Source organism: Okeania sp. SIO1H4, from assembly GCF_010672695.1.
Lineage (GTDB): Bacteria > Cyanobacteriota > Cyanobacteriia > Cyanobacteriales > Microcoleaceae > Okeania > Okeania hirsuta.
Map to the genome: position 1 here is coordinate 1 of NZ_JAAHGB010000039.1, position 18,666 is coordinate 18,666.

General features: G+C 36.2%; 20 protein-coding genes and 1 pseudogene. 8 read left to right on the forward strand and 13 right to left on the reverse strand.

Annotated elements, in window-relative coordinates:
* The 4 genes from F6K06_RS21515 to F6K06_RS21530 form a co-directional block, all read left to right on the forward strand.
* On the forward strand, positions 1-296 hold a 296-nt coding region (locus F6K06_RS21515; protein WP_287323295.1), incomplete at its 5' end, for a hypothetical protein.
* Between the two features lie 749 nt (positions 297-1,045).
* The gene (gene uvrB / locus F6K06_RS21520) at positions 1,046-3,046 is read left to right on the forward strand and encodes an excinuclease ABC subunit UvrB (protein WP_287243309.1); all 2,001 of its coding nucleotides are present in this window, start codon (positions 1,046-1,048) and stop codon (positions 3,044-3,046) included.
* A 125-nt stretch (positions 3,047-3,171) separates the two neighbouring features.
* Positions 3,172-3,387 (forward strand): hypothetical protein, encoded by a 216-nt coding sequence (locus tag F6K06_RS21525; protein ID WP_124144227.1) that lies wholly within the window; start codon positions 3,172-3,174, stop codon positions 3,385-3,387.
* A 326-nt stretch (positions 3,388-3,713) separates the two neighbouring features.
* On the forward strand, positions 3,714-3,884 hold the full coding sequence (locus F6K06_RS21530; protein ID WP_161564429.1) for a hypothetical protein: 171 nt from the start codon (positions 3,714-3,716) through the stop codon (positions 3,882-3,884).
* A gap of 193 nt (positions 3,885-4,077) precedes the next feature.
* Here the strand turns inward: F6K06_RS21530 and F6K06_RS21535 are convergent, their stop codons facing one another.
* Entirely contained in the window at positions 4,078-4,737 is a 660-nt protein-coding gene (locus F6K06_RS21535) for a hypothetical protein (RefSeq protein ID WP_287243279.1), read from the reverse strand.
* A gap of 182 nt (positions 4,738-4,919) precedes the next feature.
* Here F6K06_RS21535 and F6K06_RS21540 point away from each other — a divergent pair, with 182 nt between their 5' ends.
* A complete protein-coding gene (locus tag F6K06_RS21540) occupies positions 4,920-5,987 on the forward strand; it encodes an RNA-guided endonuclease TnpB family protein (protein WP_287243280.1) in 1,068 nt (355 codons plus the stop codon).
* A gap of 116 nt (positions 5,988-6,103) precedes the next feature.
* Here F6K06_RS21540 and F6K06_RS21545 read toward each other — a convergent pair whose 3' ends face one another.
* Complete coding sequence (locus F6K06_RS21545) at positions 6,104-6,406, reverse strand: Gfo/Idh/MocA family protein (protein WP_287243281.1); 303 nt, start codon at positions 6,404-6,406, stop codon at positions 6,104-6,106.
* A 709-nt stretch (positions 6,407-7,115) separates the two neighbouring features.
* On the opposite strand from F6K06_RS21545, the gene F6K06_RS21555 reads away from it, so the two are divergent.
* From F6K06_RS21555 to F6K06_RS21565, 3 genes are read left to right on the forward strand one after another with little or no spacing between them, the layout of a single operon-like run.
* Positions 7,116-8,231, forward strand: coding sequence for a CU044_2847 family protein (locus tag F6K06_RS21555; protein ID WP_124144225.1), 1,116 nt, complete (start codon positions 7,116-7,118; stop codon positions 8,229-8,231).
* Positions 8,224-8,421 carry a hypothetical protein gene (locus F6K06_RS21560; RefSeq protein ID WP_192901265.1) on the forward strand — a complete coding sequence of 66 codons (198 nt, stop codon included), beginning with the start codon at positions 8,224-8,226 and terminating at the stop codon, positions 8,419-8,421. Before F6K06_RS21555 ends, F6K06_RS21560 begins: the two co-directional genes overlap by 8 nt.
* Positions 8,422-8,424: 3 nt before the next feature.
* Positions 8,425-8,577 (forward strand): hypothetical protein, encoded by a 153-nt coding sequence (locus tag F6K06_RS21565; protein WP_192901087.1) that lies wholly within the window; start codon positions 8,425-8,427, stop codon positions 8,575-8,577.
* 987 nt (positions 8,578-9,564) lie between these two features.
* Here the strand turns inward: F6K06_RS21565 and hypB are convergent.
* The 11 genes and pseudogenes from hypB to F6K06_RS21620 all read right to left on the reverse strand — a co-directional run bounded on the left by hypB (position 9,565) and on the right by F6K06_RS21620 (position 18,343).
* Complete coding sequence (gene hypB, locus F6K06_RS21570) at positions 9,565-10,416, reverse strand: hydrogenase nickel incorporation protein HypB (RefSeq protein ID WP_287243284.1); 852 nt, start codon at positions 10,414-10,416, stop codon at positions 9,565-9,567.
* 405 nt (positions 10,417-10,821) lie between these two features.
* Positions 10,822-11,631 (reverse strand): annotated as a pseudogene (locus F6K06_RS21575) (Rpn family recombination-promoting nuclease/putative transposase).
* Positions 11,632-11,770: 139 nt separating this feature from the next.
* The gene (locus F6K06_RS21580) at positions 11,771-13,246 is read right to left on the reverse strand and encodes a pentapeptide repeat-containing protein (RefSeq protein ID WP_287243285.1); all 1,476 of its coding nucleotides are present in this window, start codon (positions 13,244-13,246) and stop codon (positions 11,771-11,773) included.
* Between the two features lie 26 nt (positions 13,247-13,272).
* Complete coding sequence (locus tag F6K06_RS21585; RefSeq protein WP_287243286.1) at positions 13,273-13,725, reverse strand: pentapeptide repeat-containing protein; 453 nt, start codon at positions 13,723-13,725, stop codon at positions 13,273-13,275.
* A gap of 65 nt (positions 13,726-13,790) precedes the next feature.
* Complete coding sequence (hypA, locus tag F6K06_RS21590) at positions 13,791-14,135, reverse strand: hydrogenase maturation nickel metallochaperone HypA (protein ID WP_287243288.1); 345 nt, start codon at positions 14,133-14,135, stop codon at positions 13,791-13,793.
* 177 nt (positions 14,136-14,312) lie between these two features.
* Positions 14,313-14,552: a hypothetical protein gene (locus F6K06_RS21595; protein ID WP_287243290.1), complete on the reverse strand. Its 240-nt coding sequence runs from the start codon at positions 14,550-14,552 to the stop codon at positions 14,313-14,315.
* Between the two features lie 74 nt (positions 14,553-14,626).
* Entirely contained in the window at positions 14,627-15,088 is a 462-nt protein-coding gene (locus F6K06_RS21600; RefSeq protein ID WP_205127313.1) for a Uma2 family endonuclease, read from the reverse strand.
* Between the two features lie 134 nt (positions 15,089-15,222).
* On the reverse strand, positions 15,223-15,510 hold the full coding sequence (locus F6K06_RS21605; protein WP_205127312.1) for a hypothetical protein: 288 nt from the start codon (positions 15,508-15,510) through the stop codon (positions 15,223-15,225).
* 436 nt (positions 15,511-15,946) lie between these two features.
* A complete protein-coding gene (gene hypE / locus F6K06_RS21610) occupies positions 15,947-17,053 on the reverse strand; it encodes a hydrogenase expression/formation protein HypE (protein ID WP_124144219.1) in 1,107 nt (368 codons plus the stop codon).
* A gap of 283 nt (positions 17,054-17,336) precedes the next feature.
* Positions 17,337-17,801, reverse strand: a complete 465-nt coding sequence (locus tag F6K06_RS21615; protein ID WP_124144218.1) for a GNAT family N-acetyltransferase — start codon at positions 17,799-17,801, stop codon at positions 17,337-17,339.
* 317 nt (positions 17,802-18,118) lie between these two features.
* Positions 18,119-18,343 (reverse strand): 4-oxalocrotonate tautomerase family protein, encoded by a 225-nt coding sequence (locus tag F6K06_RS21620; RefSeq protein ID WP_124144217.1) that lies wholly within the window; start codon positions 18,341-18,343, stop codon positions 18,119-18,121.
* Positions 18,344-18,666: the final 323 nt, after the last annotated feature.

Below are 18,666 nucleotides of genomic sequence, written 5' to 3' on the forward strand. Positions count from 1 at the left end.
AATGCCGATCATTTTTAGCTTGGCTATTGACCATTTATTTTACGATCGCGATCACACTTCTGAGTATTCTATCTCAGGAAGAAGGCATTGCTTCTACTGGTCACTTATTTCTGCCATCCTGCACTAGCGTTGAATCTGTAAGAGTTATTGGAGCGCACGCCAGTAAATTTTTGCTTACGTGCAGCCCCCGCATTCCATATCCACTAGGGCAGATGTGTATTCTCTTCCCATCCCTTTGGAATTGTTCTCGTGATATATCACCCCCGCTAACAATTATGTCGTCGAGAAATGTTTGATTAAACGAGGGCAAGGAGGGATTAAGACATACAAATTCATTTCGTCCAACATGTAAGCCCTGCATGTAGGCGGATTCTCCACATATATGCATCCCTCAGTACTGCGTACTTCTATCGATAAAATCTCTTGGTTGTGCAAGGCTGTATTTGCCGCCATACATGAACACTGGTAGCAAACAGATGCTTCCTATAACTATTTTGAGTGAATTCTTGATGCTTTTGCTAAACATGACTCACTTTCTCCTGTCGTTGCAATGATTAAATTGTATCTGCTAGCCTGTGCTGCTAGAGCGTCAGACCACATATATCCTTGCATTAGTAGGTTAAGTATTTTTCCAGTCACAATATCAATGTATACAAAATCTCATCTTTTGTCAAGCTCTATGGAAATTTTTGTAGCGACTTTATTATAAAATTGCCACAAAAATGTATTTATTCATCAGGACTTACGCAAATGTACTATCTATAGAGTTAAAAAACTATTTCGCAATTTTTTTAACTCTATATCTCTATATGTAGAGTCTCTGCGTAAGTCCTATTCAGACAAAAAAATAGTGGAAAATTTCTCCCACGCCCAAAGTGCATAATTCTCAAAAACATATCCCTGTAAACTACCCTCCCCATACTCTACTTTTTCAGCTACAATTTAGGACTTTATTGTAGGAGTTTGGAGGCCAAACTCCAGCAAAAACTGGGACTTAGAAATCGAACCCTCACAGTTTTTTTGATTAAAATTATTTATTATGATTATGGAAAAATTTCATTTACAAGCTCCCTTTAAACCTACTGGTGACCAACCTGGAGCGATCGCTCAATTAACTGCTAATATTCAAACCGGACATAATTTTCAAACATTACTCGGAGCTACTGGTACGGGTAAAACTTTTTCTATAGCTTCTGTGATAGAAAATGTTGGCAGACCGACATTAGTATTGGCTCATAATAAAACATTAGCTGCTCAATTATGTAATGAGTTAAGGGATTTTTTCCCTGATAATTCTGTGGAGTATTTTGTTAGTTATTACGATTATTATCAACCGGAAGCTTATATTCCAGTGACGGATACATATATAGAAAAAACTGCTTCGATTAATGATGAAATTGATATGTTGCGTCACTCAGCAACTCGGTCACTTTTTGAACGCCGAGATGTAATTGTTGTGGCTTCTATTAGTTGTATTTATGGTTTAGGAATGCCTGCTGAATATTTAAAAGCTGCGATTAAGTTACAAGTGGGAGAAGAAATTAATCAACGACAAATTTTAAGAGATTTAGCGACAGTTCAATATACTAGAAATGATTTAGATTTAGGTCGAGGAAAATTTAGAGTTAAGGGCGATGTTTTGGAAATCGGACCTGCTTATGAGGATAGAATTATTCGGGTAGAATTTTTTGGGGATGAAATAGATGCGATTCGTTATATTGACCCTGTAACTGGAAATATTCTCCAAAGTTTAGAGTCTTTAAATGTATATCCAGCGCGTCACTTTGTTACTCCTGAAGAAAGATTAGAAGCAGCTTGTGATGATATTGAAGCAGAATTAGAAGAGCAATTAGAGGAATTAGAAAAAGCAGGAAAATTGTTAGAAGCTCAACGTTTGGAACAACGTTGTAGATATGATTTAGAAATGTTGCGAGAGGTGGGATATTGTAATGGAGTAGAAAATTATTCTCGGCATTTAGCAGGTAGAAAAGCAGGGGAACCACCAGAATGTTTGATTGATTATTTTCCGAAAGATTGGTTATTAATTATTGATGAATCCCATGTGACTGTTCCGCAAATTCGAGGAATGTATAATGGTGACCAAGCTAGGAAAAGGGTTTTAATTGAGCATGGATTTCGTTTGCCTAGTGCAGCAGATAATCGACCTTTGAAGTCTGAGGAATTTTGGCAAAAGGTTAATCAATGTATTTTGGTTTCTGCTACTCCTGGAGATTGGGAAATAGAAAAATCTGAGGATAGAATTGTTGAGCAAATTATTCGTCCGACTGGTGTGGTTGACCCGGAAATTTTTCTGCGTCCGACTGAGGGTCAGGTTGACGATTTATTAGGGGAAATTAGGGAAAGGGTTAAGTTGGAGGAGAGGGTTTTAATTACTACTTTAACTAAGCGGATGGCTGAAGATTTGACTGAATATTTGCAGGAGCAAAATGTGAAGGTTCGTTATTTGCATTCGGAGATTAATTCTATTCAGAGAATTGAGATTTTGCAGGGGTTGAGAGAGGGAGAGTTTGATGTGTTAATTGGGGTGAATTTATTACGGGAAGGTTTGGATTTACCGGAGGTTTCTTTAGTGGCTATTTTAGATGCGGATAAGGAGGGATTTTTACGAGCGGAACGTTCTTTAATTCAGACTATTGGTAGAGCAGCACGTCATGTCCGGGGTCAGGCTATTTTATATGCTGATAATTTGACAGATAGTATGATTAAAGCGATAGATGAAACGGAGAGAAGGCGAGGAATTCAGTTGGCATATAATAGGATGAATAATATTACACCGAAGCCTATTGTAAAAAAACAAAGTAATGCAATTTTGGCGTTTTTGGATGTGTCACGCCGTTTAAATTCTCAACAGTTAGAAGAGGTGTATGAACAGGTGGATGAGTTATCTTTAGAGGAGCTACCAGAGTGGATTAAAAAGTTAGAAACTCAGATGAAAGAAGCAGCGAAAAAATTGGAATTTGAAGAGGCGGCTAAATTACGCGATCGGATTAAGCATTTGCGGGATAAATTAGTGGGTAATTCTTGAAAATTATTAAAAAAGGAAGAAGGAAGAAGTAGTTGTCCAGTAGGGTGTGTTAGCGTTTGCGCAGCATTCCGCAGGAAAGGGTAACGCACCATTTTTTAGGGAAGCATAACTCACCCACAGATTGCTTGGTAATCAATATAGATAGTGGTGCGTTACGGCCAGTTAAAAGTTTATTACCCAAACAAAGCATTGTAAATATCACGAATATTAATCTGGAACAGGATAAAATTGTCTTTCAATTCAATCTCACAATTCTCACATCAGAAGTTCCTGAATTATCGCTACAAGATTTGCAGGTTGATGAACATCTGGATGAAAATAAAAATAATCATAATAATTAAATTGTTTTTTGATGCTAAACAGGAGGTTATTTGTCAATAAGTATCATATTGTTGTATACCCATAAACTATAAGGGTTCAAATTCTTCATTTATAAGCAAAATTCAATAGCTTCTTGAATGCTTTATATTAATTAACCATAACTTTTAAATTGTGTAGACATCCTTTTAAAACGGGAACCGATGCAACTAAATAACCATCTACATCTTTTTCGAGAATTACATTAAAATATTTTCTCATTTGTTATTTTTCCTTGTTCAATTTTATAGTTTATCTTCTTCAATTAATAAATAATATATAATTAGGGTTTGCTGAAAAAGTTTTATAGGTGAGGGTAGGAGACAGGAGACAACCCACCCCCAACCCCTCCCAGGAGGGGAAGACAGGAGACAGGAGACAACCCACCCCTCGCCCCTCCCCCTCCCAGGAGGGGAGACATGGGAATGAGCGAGGAGGTAGGAGTAAGAATTGTAAGAATGATTTTTCTGCCCAACTATGAGCCTAAAATACGCTCCTTTTTGAGGGTTTTAGACGTGATACCAGGCACTGCAATTCGACCTCAAAAAAGCTAAAACCTTTATCTGTAAATACTTTTAGATTTAATCAGCAAGCTCTAATCAGTTTGAATAGTCGTCATTGCGACCATAGAAAGCAATCTCCCTACACCTCTGAGATTGCTTCCTTCTTAATAACTAAACACAACCAGAAATTGCATCTAATAAGGCTTGAGTTTTTTCACTCACTTGATAATAATTTGTTGTAGAATTAGTAACACCATTGAACACCACATCAGCAAAATTTTCAACCATTTTCACCTGAGAACTTTGCTCACTTTTTACCTCAATAAATTTGACATCCCCACGGGTATCCATACCATTTTTGAGATAAAAACCCGCCTTAAGATGAGGATTTTTAAAGGCAAAACTATTCACCCAATCTAACACAAAGTCATCTAGGGTAATAATGCCTTTTGTACCAATTAAAGCCAAATCCATCGTTACCGCACCTGAAGTATATCCTGCATCCCAAGTCGAGGTACTGTCATCATCAAAAGCGAGCATACCAGAACAACGAACAATCCCTCTAGTTTCGGTGTCTCGTTTAACTTTGACTGAAATTTGGCTCAAATTAATGTTAGGAGCTAAAAATTCAACTATTGCCCGCATATTATACCAACCTAAGTCCCCTAAAGCTCCTTTTGGTTCCAATTCGGGATTGAAACGAATATTACTGCGATCGCTAAGGGGAAAATAGAAGGCACTTCGCATCGCTTGCACCTTACCAATGCTTTCCTCCATAGTTTGCTTAATGGTTGCAATTCTGGGATGATGGACAAAATGGGTTGCATCCATAAACAAGACTTGATTTTCTCTACAGGCTATGGTAATCTTTTGCAAAGACTCTAAGGTCGCAAAGGGCGATCAACAGTATTAAAATAATTGGACAAAGTTAAACATAAATAGACATTTACTGTGATATACTAGACTTATGTATAACTTATTAAACTATTAAAAGAGGTGGCCGATAAATTGAAATGCAATCAATCAAGACTAAATTAAAAGTTAATAATTATCAAAAAACCATACTTGCCAAGCACGCAGGTGTAGCCCGTCATGCTTATAACTGGGGATTAGCAACTTGTATTACTGAATATGAATCAAACCAGAAACGACTGAATGCTATCACTTTACATAAGCGTTTGGTGAGGGAAGTCAAAAGTAAAAATCCCTGGTATTATGAAGTTTCAAAGTGCGCTCCTCAACAAGCATTAAGAGATTTAGAGAGAGCGTTGAAAAACTTTTTTACTATTCCCAAACGTGGATTTCCTAAGTTTAAGAAAAAAGGAAAAAAAGATAGTTTCTATTTAGAAGGAAGCATTAAAATCCTGAAAGGAAACTATATAAAGCTGCCAAGGATAGGAATAGTAAAAACTTATGAAATCTTACCTTCAGTACCAGTAAAAAACGTTACCATATCCAAACGAGCAGATAGTTGGTACATCAGTTTTAAGTACAATTTTGAATCTTATCCAACAGAAAAAATTGGAGAAACTATAGGTGTAGACATAGGCATAAATACTTTAGCAACCTGTTCTGATGGCAGTAAATTTGCTAATGTCAAAGCCTACAGGCAAGCAAAAAAAAGATTAGTTCGTCATCAACGTGCAGTCAGTAAAAAAGTTATTGGTTCCAAAAACAGACTCAAAGCAGTAAAAAAATTAGCAAAAGTCCACAAAAAAGTAGCCGATATCAGAGCAGACGCTCTACATAAACTCACTTCATGGTTAGCTAAAAACCACAGCACCATAGTAATTGAAGATTTAAACGTAAGTGGAATGCTCAAAAACCATAAACTAGCAAGTGCTATTGCTGATTGTGGGTTTTATGAATTTAAACGTCAACTTACATATAAATGTGAATGGTACGGCAGTGAATTAGTGGTAGCTGATAGATTTTATCCAAGTTCTCAAATATGTTCAAACTGTGGGCATCAACAGAAAATGCCGTTACACTTGAGAACTTATGAATGTAGTGAATGCGGTTTTGAAGCTGACAGAGATTTTAATGCTGCTGTCAACTTGAAAAACTATGTGTATCAGTAGCTTGAGTTCCAAGCGATTTTAAGCCTGTGGAGAAGATAAGTTGCAGACTGCGGTCAGTGGTCTTCTGTGAAACAGGAAGCTAGCTCCAAAACCCTCATGGGTAAGTTTGGGTAAGTTTAGTAGAACGGTTTATCCACTAAAACGTGCTTTTTCTGTTGCGCAGCTACCACAGCAATTTCTTCTTTTAAGGCAGTAGGAGTTGCAATATAAATTGCATCCACTCCAGACCAAGCGATTAAATCTTGCCAACTGTCAAACCCTTTAACATCTCCGAATTGCTGGCCAAACTCCTGTGCTCGAGAGATGGAACGACTAGCCACTCCGACTAAAGCACAATTTTTGGCATCGACTAATCCTTGGGCAATCACCCTGGCAATCCATCCCGTTCCCACAATACCAAATCGTAATGTATCTGTCATGCAACAGTCTCCTTAGTTAGATGCTAAATTCAGCCACATTTAATGTGACTTGGGCAATATTGATAAAGTTATACCAATCTGATAAAATTTTACCACAAATAGTTAGCGGGACTTACACAAAACAGCAGCCTAAAATAGGCTAGAAGATAGACAGAAAGAGGCTTTTACGTCAAAAAGTATAATTCCTTTATTACCGAATAATTAAGGTTTAGCGAAATCTTCTCTAAAACCTTTAAAGATGACAACGTAATTTGTGATATGCTTTCAGGGGGATGTGACTTCAGTAATTTTATCGATCAATGTGTAAAGTTCATTTCAATAGAAACTTCAGAACAATTTATTGAATGTTCTTACAAGAAAGAACGCAACATTAGATATCTCCAAAATAGAAAATAAGGTAAAATTATCAAAATCATTTATGTATGCGATCGCCAAAATGAATCCAACTTGAGAATAGACTTATAATCATCTACTCATAAACAACAAGAATTATTGGTATTACTACAGCCTTTTTTGCTTCTTTTTTGTTCCTAAATACCGATATTCCCTAGCAAAACTTCTCTGCTTCATCTATTTTAGATTTATAAATGCGATATTCGCCTTTTCCTAAAAATTAAAATGCTTGTTTGATGAGTTATTCTAAATTCAGAAAACAAATTACTGTGATGTGCTTGAATAGAGTAGCAGTTAAATTCAGGAATCAACATACATGGCCACCAGACTAATTAAACTGGAAGATGGGATTTTGGTTGAAGCTGAAGTTCCAGATAATGAAGCAAAGCCGATTTCTACTAATGTTGTTAAAGATGTTAAATCTAGTTTTGCACAAGTTAAACCTATATTAGTTAGTATTAGTCGTCCTATTGCTGAAGCTTGGCAAGAAATTAATAAAGAGATGGAAATTGAACAAGCTGAAGTGGAAGTAGGTTTTAATTTCGAGGGGGAAGGTAATCTTTATATTACTAAAGGAAAACCAGATGCAAATTTAAAGGTGAAGTTAGTGTTGAAACCAATTGCACCAAAACCATTTGATGTAATCACAGTAAATAGCAAAGGTGAAGAAATTAATCGTAGTTCCCATGAAGCAGTATTTTTTACTGAAGATTTGGGTAAAGGTGTAACTTTAGAAATGGTTTCTATTCCTGGCGGTAGTTTTGTTATGGGTTCGGCAGAAAATGAAGTAGAAACAGATAGTCCTGAAACTCCCCAACATGAAGTTACTATCCAACCTTTTTATATTAGTAAATATCCTATTACTCAAGACCAATATCAAGCCATTATGGGTGAAAACCCCTCTCACTTTAAAGGAGGAAAGCGCCCAGTCGAAACTGTAACATGGCACAACGCTACAAAATTTTGTCAAAAGTTATCAAAAAAAATTGGGAAAACCTACAAACTACCCAGTGAGAGTCAGTGGGAATATGCTTGTCGCGCTGGTACAACCACACCCTTTTATTTTGGGGAAACTATAACGACCGATTTAGTTAACTATAATGGTAACTATACTTATGGCGATGCCCCTAAAGGTGAATATCGAGGGGAGACAACTGATGTGGGAACTTTTCCTCCTAATGCTTTTGGTTTATATGATATGCACGGGAATGTGTGGGAATGGTGTCAGGATATTAGACACGATAATTATGAAGGTGCCCCTAATGATGGTAGTGCTTGGGAAACTGGAGGAGATAGTAAGATACGAGTACTGCGTGGTGGGTATTGGGAAGATGAACCTGGGAATTGTCGGAGTGCCTTCCGTCTCTGGGGGGATGCCGACTTCTGCAACAATAACAGAGGTTTCCGTGTGGTTTATTTGCCTGGTGTATAGTTTCTTAGTTTCGGAGTCTAAGATTTTTTCCTTCTTAGGATTGAAAGTTACTCGCGCTCATCCTCAATCTATCAGGAAAGATTTGTTTAGAGCAATTTTGTCAGCTACAACCCCTGTTGTTATTTGGACAAGAACTGATATTGAGCGTCGGGAAAAAGTAAATTTGATTGATGAGATATTAACTTTTTAACCATTGTGTTATTTATGTGAATCAATTAGACAAATTCGAGAAAAAGCTGATGCTCAAACCGAGGAGCATTTAGGTTTTCATTTAGCTATTCTTTGGGAAAATCCCTATCGTTTAACTCCTGATATAATGGTTGAATTAATTACACCTGGGCAATAAAACAGTTATCATTTGAGGAGTCAGGAGGACCGAGTCAGGAGGGAAGAAAGAAGCAAGAAGAAAGAAGAAAGAAGAAAGAAGAAGAGGAGGAAAAGGAGAAAGTTTTTTTGATCACGCTCTTATCCGGGGTGCATCTCATAGCAAGCAAAAATACTTTTTTCCTATATATTCCCTATTCCCTATTCCCTGTTACCTGTTGCCTTTCGGAGCTATTGCCTAAGAGCGATAAATTTTTGGCTTTATTCTTGCATTGAGATGCACCCCTTATCCGGACATGATATTACTGGAAATTTTCCCGAGGTAACAAAAAAGCAGATGCAGTTATTATAGTTCGGGTTTTCTCTAGAAAATTGGGCGTTGCTGAAATGTAATGGTAAGTAGCTGAAGGTAAAATTGAAAAACTTATGTTTTGCGTTAATACTTAATCTAAAAATCATTACCACTCAGCAACGCCGAAAATTGAATCTTAGATTTTCTGTTAATTATTCTCACTAATAATGGCCCTACTACAAACAAAAAACCCTAACGTTATAGTTATTGAATTGATGTTTTATTCATCTGTTGTACAAGAGTTTTGAGATGGAGTGAGAAGAGCGATCGCCTCCTTCTAGGAATAGACAAATCAAAAAACCCCAACGTTATAGTTATTTGATTATCGAGTTAAAAGAGCGATCGCCTCCTTCCAGGAATAGACAAATCAAAAAACCCTAACGTTATAGTTATGTGATTGATGTTTTATTCATCTATTGTACAAGAGTTCTGAGATTGATTGAGAAAGTCGAAACAGCTTAACCCAATTATGGGTGTTATTTTAGCGTAATACCTTGTTAATATTTATAGACAAATGGATGAAATAGTTATCTTTTTTAAGTACAATTTTATAAAATTTACACCAAAAGCCTGAGAGGAGCAAGAAATACAGCGATTCATAACTCTGGCGAGCGAGTCTTCGTCTTCTTTCTCCTCTGTTTCCTTTCCTTATTTTCTCTAAGAAATAATTTGATTTTTCAACCACTCATACCAATCATTTAAACCTTCCCCACTTGTGGCAGAAACCTGGAAAATCTTAATATTAGGATTTACCTGTTTTGCATATTCAATACAACGATTAACGTCAAATTGTACATAAGGTAATAAATCAATTTTCGTCAAAATCATTACCTGACTTTCTCGAAACATATAGGGATATTTAATCGGTTTATCTTCTCCTTCGGTAACTGATAGAATTGCTACCTTACAATTTTCTCCTAAATCAAATAGAGCAGGGCAAACTAAATTCCCCACATTTTCAATCATCAAAATTGAATCTAAAGGAGGGTTTAATTCTGTATAACCTTTTTCTACCATTGCCGCTTCCAAGTGACAACCTTTGCCAGTATTAATTTGCACTACTTGACAACCAGTTTGGCGAATTTTTTCCGCATCATTAATAGTTTCTTGGTCGCCTTCTATGACGCTAAAAGTTAATTCAGATTTTAAATCATTAATAGTTCGAGCTAATAAAGTTGTTTTGCCAGAACCAGGAGAACTAACTAAATTTAAAGCCAGAATATTTCGACCTTTAAACCAGCCTCGGTTTTGGGCAGCTATCAGGTCATTTTTCTGTAAAATTTTCTGTTCTAAACTAATAGTAGTTTGGTGCATTTTAGCATGAACTTCTGCCGTTTCCTGATGATTATGTTCAGGAGTATAATTATCAGAATGAGTATGAGTAATAATAGTTCCATCTGGGAGAGTATGAGTATGGGAATGATGCTTATCTACTGTCATTTTTTCTCCTGTTTGAGAATTAGTAATAGTAATTTCATTATTACCGGAACAACCACAAGTTACACACATAATTTTTCTTTCTCCATTTCTTTGATTTTTTGTTTTTGAGATTTGATTATAAGTAGGTCATTTCAGTTATCAGTTATCAGTACCTCCGACTTAACTCGGAGGCTTGAAATACTGAGTTATACCAAATCCGGGTTAAAAAAAAGGTGTATATATATAGTTAACACCTTTTATTCTATGCGGATTTGATATTAAACATTTTTTTCATCCTCTTAAAAGGGGAGGCTTTAGACCTCATTTTTTGGTAAGTGGGAAAATTTACAAGTACGTCATTGCGACTGTAACGAAGTGGAAGGTTTGCGGAGCATTCCGGAACGGATAGCAATCTCAAGGGTTGAGACTGCACCAACATTTGGTTATATAGTGAAGTTTATTCGCGTCTACCTACTTAATTAAATTAAAAAAAAATTAATCTCTGTTTTCGGTCAATTTTGCTAATCTTTGAACTTCCTCTAAAGGCAAATCTAAATATTCAGCAATAGTCTCTAAAGTTAAACCTAAACGAATCATATTAGATACAGATTTTAAGTTAGCTTCTACTTCACCTTCATCTTTACCTTCAGCAAAAGCCTCTTGATAAACTTTAGTTTTTTTCAATTCACTTAAACCTAACATTGCTTCAATCTCCTTTCTGGTTTTTTGGGGTAATTTATAAACAATAATTGTTTGAATTAGATTAATTAAATCTTCTTGAATCTTTGGCTCAATAATTTCCTCTTGAGCTTGAGAAATTAAAGATTTAGCCAAATTAATCGCTTGAGTTTCTGGCTTAATTACCACCAGTTTAACAACTCCAACCCCCAATAAACCACTTACACTTTCTTCCAATTCGTCTAAATAAATCCGTTGGACTTGATTTGAGGCTAAAATATTGCCAAAGTGCTGATTTTGTTCCCTTTCGATATTACGACTGGGAGAAATAACTACTATGTGCCAAGGATTGGGGGGTTAATATTGTCATAAAAAGAGAAATAATTCGGCAAATAGACGATAATAGAGATTATCATCGGATTGAAATTGGACTTCAACAAGGTAAAAAGGTTTATTAGGGTTATTGTCTGTTGGTAGGAATAAACCATCTAAACGAAAAGATAATTGTTTTACTTCACGGGAGGTAAATTCATAAGTTTGAGTATTGGTATTGGGTTGGTTAATTAGTTCAAAGAAAATTGTGGGAAAGTTGAGAAATATTTGATAGAAAAGACTGTCTGTTTTCAAAATATTTATAGTTTAGTGGCAGTAGAAATACTTTACTATATAGTTAATGTTTATTTTGTTATTTATCAGTCATTTGAGCAAAATGTTCCATTAATGTTCGGTGGATGAATATGTAACCACCGCCTACTTTTTGGAGCAACTATGAAGCTTCTGCTTCAATCCAACCTTTGACCATTTCAATGGGAATTCCAATATGACCAAATAATACTTTCAATGCTTCAATTCCTCCTTCTTTGAGAGCGTTAATTAGTCTGGCTTTTAATGTGGGATTTTGCTTAATTTCTTGTTGTAAAGTTACAGCTAAAGCACTCTGTTTTTCAATTTCTGTTGCATCGGGATAATTTTGTTCGAGTTGTTGTAAAAGCTGTTGAATTTCTGCTGCTGCATCTGCTAAGTTTTGCTTTTGTTCGGCAGGATAATTGTTAATCATTCCGCCTACATGGTTGGCATAAGTTGGTCCTCCTACTTGGTTACCTTGAGATTTGTCAATGCTGATAAATACTCCAGTAAAACTCCCACTGAATTCATTTTTAGTATATTTCTTGGGGGCATCAGCCATAAAAGTATCTCCTTTATTTTGATAAGTTTGTGTATAAAAACTAGGACGCTGTAACGCCGTTACTATCATATTCTCTAAATTATAAATCCTATTATCTTTTTCTGCTAAAAGTGCCTTTACTTCTTTCTCAGCTAAGGATTTTATTTCGTTATAAGTCTGAAAATATTCAGCGCTCAACTGGGAAAGATTAGCCCCAAGAGCAGTTGCCAGACGAAGTAGAAGATTATCTCCTCCCCGCTTCTCCATCCCTACAATTTCTAGCTCTGCATCTGGATGATTTTCGGCTAACCGCTTCAATGAAATGGCAATAGCGCGAGGATCGACTCCTTGGTTGTGGTAAAGGTCGAGGGTATCAACTATTGGCTGGATAAAATCGGCAAAGTCTCCATCCTCAAATTCTTCTTGCCAGTTATCGGGTTTCCGGCGAGGGTTGGGGTCGTCTTTTGTAGGTAAGCGCATGAAGATGTAACGACATCTGACTCCATGTAATTTTGTATGTCTAGTGACGCCCCAATCTTCTATGGTGGCTCCGGTGAGCATTGCTCCTGTTAGGTTTGCTTCATCTAATTGGGTTTGTACTAACTTTGCTCTTGATAAGTCGGCATTCTGGAGGTTTGCCTGCTTAAGATTTGCTCCGATCAAGCTTGCGTCTTGGAGGTCTGCACCTTGTAAATTAACACCGCGTAAGTTTTGGTAGTCAAGGTTTTGGTTTTGAATCTTCCCAGTAACAATTAATTGACGAACTTTTGGATTTGCTAAATAGCTTTCTCCGACACGAAGCTGATTAAATTTTCTCACATCCCTCCAAAATACATTGTGGAGAACAGCATAGCCAAAGTTAGTATTTTGTATGGTAGCTTGAGAAAAGTCTACATCAGTTAAGTCAGCTTTTCTGAAGCTTGTGCCACTCAAATTAATAACCGTCATTTTTATCAATTCATTGCTTATTGCTAAAGTAACACGAATTAAGCCATGTTTAGCTTGAGCTATTGCTGCAGATACAACTCCTGCTCTAGATCCTCTAATGGATATGAGACTACCAACGATTAATACCAAAAGTAACGGTAATAAACCAGTTGTAACTATGACCCTAGAAATAGAACCTGTAATAAATGTGCAAAATAACAGGGTAAAAAAAAGGAAACAGCACTTCCTATCCCTATAACTGTATTAATAGTGGCAACCAATTCTCTAATTGTTGATGTTCGACCATGAGCAATAAAAACAATGACCGTTGATAATATAGTAATTACACCTAAAACAACTCTTAAAGAACTAGAAAGTGCTGCTAAAACCAGTAGGATAATGACTACCCCAGTGTAAATAGTAAAGCGCGGTTGTTGCAATCCAGTTTTAACTCTACAAAACTTTGCACCTTTAAGATTAGCATTTGTAAAATCTGCTCCTCTAATATCCGCACGACTAAAATCTGCCCCCGAAAGGTTTTGTTCTCTCAGAGATTCACCTTTGAGCTTTACCCCTTGGAAGTTTCTTTCACCTTCTCTATATCGCCTCAGTAATTCACTAGCTTTCATTGCATAATATTTGACAGTTATTTTTCTGAGCTTCAAAATATAGTATTACTTTTTCCCCCTCAATATTACACACATAATTCTTCTACTTCCATTTCCTTAATTTTAAGTTCTTGACCTTGAATAATATCTATTTCCACACTATTACAAACATGACAAACTCCGAATGGTTTCTCTAGGGGAATTTCTGTCGCACATTGACGACATTTTCCTAAACCGGGAATTTTGATAATTTCTAAAGTTGCTCCTTCTAAAACAGTACCTTTACTACAAACATCAAAACAAAATTCAATAGCATCGGGCATAATAGCAGAAAGTTCACCTATCTCTAAGGTGACTCTTTTGACTGATTTATCCTTAGCATTTTCAGCAACTATGGCAACAATATTTTGAGTGATTCCTAATTCGTGCATATTTACAAAATTTTTCCAATTTTTCAGGTAATTTTTAAGTTAAAATTTAGAAGATAGGGAGAGAACTTTCAGCCTAAAAAATTTAGTTTGAGACTATTTATATTGACTGCTAAAAAAACTATTTTCTCTCTCCTAAAAAAATGTCAGTAGTAGGCGATCGCCCACTAAATTTTTTAATTACAAAATTTCATCAGGGTTAATACCTCTTTCCCTGAGAATTTCTGCTAGTCTGTCAGCACGTTGTTTTTCCTGTTCGGCACGTTGTTTTTCCTGTTCAGCTCGTTGTTTTTCCTGTTCAGCTCGTTCATCTCCAGTTAACAAAATATTCGCCGAATCATCACACCAGCGTAACCAATCATATTCTTTTCCTTCAAAAATACCATGCCAAATTGTTAAACCCAATCCCACTTGAGACAAATAGAAATTTCCTAGCTCTATATAACTATTACCTCGTAATTCATAGACTCGTAAAATCCTTTATCCAAGTTGTTTTAGTGGGTCAAAAAGACATAATAACCAACCGCAGCAAAAGCATAATCTTGTAATTTACTATCCAACTCATTACCGATTTTATTAGAGACAATTTCGATAGCTATTTCTGGAGGTTTGCCAAAAGAAAATACAAAATAAGAACGATTCTGTTTTTGACTCCAATCTTCCGGTACTTTGACTCGTAAACTAAGGAGAATGTCTGGTACAAGCGGTGGTATTTTATTGCCGTAAAAAAGCCCGACATTGGCAGTTGCTAAAAATGGTAAGTCTGTTTGGAAAGAACTATATAAAGTAGTAGTTAATAGTCGTTGTTGTTTCTCAGTAATTAAATTATCCACAGGAGTATCATCCTCAGTAATAACATCACTAATATCTGGTTCTACAAATTCAAAATCTTCTGGTTGCTTTTTGAAACTTTTGGGGGCTGATTCAATGTTTGTTTGTGTTGGTAATATAGACATAATTTTTTTCCTTTATTAATTAGGGAATAGGGAACAGGGAACAGGGAACAAGGAACAGGGCATAGGAAATATAAGAATAGTCCTATAAGTGTACCTCACTATCCTCAAAAGTGCTGTAAATCAATTATTAATTATTAATTGTTGAAAGACTGCCACAAAGCATCAACTTCATCTGGTGCATAAATATCCTCACTTGTTAATTCCACAAAATCTTGTAAACGACGATTTAAAAAAGTTTTAGCAACTTTAACAATTTCTGCCTCTGGATAATTAGAATGAACCCAAATATTAACTTCAAAGGAATTTATTCCATCTGAGTTTAGCAAGAATTTGACCAGATGATACTTATCAGAAAACCCTGGACGTTCTTGATACTTATTAAGTTCGATAATTTCAATTTTAGCATCAAAAAAAATTGTCATGTTTTTTAAATATTCAGATTTTAAACTTCAAAAATTGATATTAATATCATGTCCGGTTGAATACTTATACTTTGGAGTCAGGAAGGCAGAAGGAAGGCACTTATGCAGAAGGAAAAGAAAGGTTTAAAAGGAAAAGATTTTTTGAGCGACCCTCAAAGTTTTGAGCTTATAAAATCTGACTTTTAACTTCTATAAGTGGGAGGGTTTGGAGACCAAACCCCTACAAAATTTCCATCATCCGTACATCCGTGCCCAAATCCTTGTCTTGCTCATCGATGAAAAAATCCTTGGGAAAAGATTTTTTGAGCGACTCTCAAAGTTTTTAGTCTATAAAATCTGACTTTTAACTTTTATAAGTAGGAGGGTTTGGAGACATTACCCCTACAAAATTTCGATCATCCCTACATCCGTGAAAAAATCCTTGTCTTGCTCCTTCTTAACAAATTCTCGGCAGTTGGTCTCCCACCAACATATCCACAATACGCTCGGTTCCAAAGGTGGTTTGCAACAACAAAATTCCCGGAGGAGAAACAATAACTTCCCCAACAATAGCAGCATCAATACCTGTAGGATGAGATTTCATTGCTGCCAAAACAGTTTCCGCTTTTTCTCCTGGCACCACCGTCACTAACTTACCTTCATTGGCAAAATATAAAGGGTCGAGACCGAGAATTTCACAGACTCCCTGCACCTCTTCCCGCACTGGTAGGGAAGATTCAAAAAGTCGTATCCCTACTTCTGAACTCATGGCAAATTCATTTAATACTGTTGCTACACCACCACGGGTAGCATCTCGCATTGCCCTAACTTCCGGACAAACATCGAGAATAGTATCGACCAAACCATTCAAAGGTTGAGTATCGCTTTTGACTTCTGTTGCCAGAGCTAAGTCTCCACGAGCGATCGTAATAGCTGCTCCATGGTCTCCAAGATAACCATTCACAATAACGGCATCCCCTGGTTGGAGATTTTGGGCAGAAATAGAAACACCAGAACGAATTACACCTACCCCCGCAGTATTGATAAATAATTTATCCGCAGCACCTCGGTGAACAACTTTTGTGTCTCCAGTGACAATTTTCACCCCGGCGACATCTGCTGCAACTTTCATACTTTTTGCTATTTCGCGCAGGGAGTCAACGGGAAAACCTTCCTCAATAATCATTCCGCAGGAGAGATATAAAGGTTTTGCTCCACTCATCGCTAGATCGTTAACAGTACCGTTGACTGCAAGTTCGCCAATATTGCCTCCAGGAAAAAATATGGGGTCAACTACATAGGAGTCGGTGGTAAAAGCAAGTCTGTCTCCTTGAGCAGTAAAAGTTGCCAGGTCAAATGTTGCTTGGTCTTCTAGTTGAGATAGGGTGGCGTTGTCAAAGTTGCCGACAAAAATATCTTCTATAAGGTCGCGCATTGCTTTACCACCGCTACCGTGAGCGAGAGTAATGTTGGTGTCGCGCACTTTTGTCGGACGACGTCGCGCTTGTTCGATTTTTTTAAATAAAGAATGTTGAGTAGGTTCGTTGGAAGTAGAGTTTGTCATATTAAATATTAATTTTATTAAGATTGCTGATTTTTAAATTCAATCGTATATTTATAATAGTATTTTTTTCAAATTTTCAATTAGAAGACTCTAGTTGATTTGTCATAGACTAATGTTAAATTAGATTTGACAAGAAAGAAACATAAATATTATTCTGTCATATTTTTTCAAGTAGCCTTAATCAAAGATTTTATCTGTAGATTGAGCTTTACTAACTTTTTCTCAATCTAAATTACGAATCATCCGTGCATCCGTTTCCAAATCCTTGTCGTGCTTTCCTTCTTCAATGAATTTCCAGACGACATAATCTCACCTTTTCTATTATCTTTGCTCCCATTTTTTCATAGAAGTTAATGCCTTGAGAGTTATTAATATTTACAGTCCAATCAACTCTACCGCAACCTGTTTCTTCAGCTATTTGATACAGACGAGTCATTAAAGCTTTACCAATTTTTTGACCTCGGTATTCTGCTTTTAAATACAAATCATCTAGCCAAATTCCAGGTTTAGCTAAAAATGTAGAATAAATTCGATGATAACTAGCGAAACCTACAGCTTTACCCCCTACTTCTGCTAATAAAATAGAAGTAAGGGGAGTTGTGCCGAATAAATCGTTATTTAGTTTTTCAGTTGTTGCTTTAAGAGATTCGGGGCAACCATCAAATTCTGCTTTTAGATACAGCAATTCCATAATTATTTTTATGTCACTGGGAACTGCTTCTCTGATTACTATTTCTTGATTCAGCATAATTTTTAGACGGTAATTTGAAAAGAATTAATGTAAGCATTTCCTGTGGAATGCTGCGCAAACAGCTATTAGCTTTCAGCTAGCCTCCTCCGGAGGAACTGCGTTAACAGCAACAAGACTTTCTCCTTAAGGACATTGTTTAAATTAAAATAGACTTTAAGGTCAAGGAAGCCTACTTTTATAGTAAGATAATTAATAAAGCTTTGATAGTAAACTAAAAGCAATAGCTGATAGCTGATAGCTGATAGCTGACGGCTGAATGCTTACGAATTAATTGCTTACTTTTTCAAATTAACCGTCAACTTTTTACAGGCAAGTTAATTATTTTTTTCTACTTTTTCTGCATGACGACCGGGATGTTTATCAATATGAAGTTGACCGCCAACTGCCCAATTTTCTCGACTAAACTCGTCGATATGAACTGTTACCCATTCTGGTTTTGTTCCTAAAGTAGAAACAACAGTATCAGTGACAGCTTTTGCTAGTTTGCGTTTTAATTCAACGGAATGACCGTCAGCAATTTGAATTGTTATAAATGGCATAATTTTTTCCTTCTATTTTACTAAACTAATATATATAGAATTATGGGATCTATTAGGCATCTCTAGAAAAGAGGGAGTAGGCAGTAGGGAGTAGGCAGTAGGGGGAAATAATTGATAATTTCTGTGTGATAATTGATTTGATTTTTTATGATCACCAGATGTCTATTTATGTACTTCAATATAAAGAGATGGGAAGATGGTGAATATGGGAACAAATTTACACCTTTTTCCCCTATTCTATATTACTTTTGTGCATCTCATATTTGCAAAAATACTTTTTTCTTATCTATTCCCTATTCCCTATTCCCTATTCCCTGTTGCCT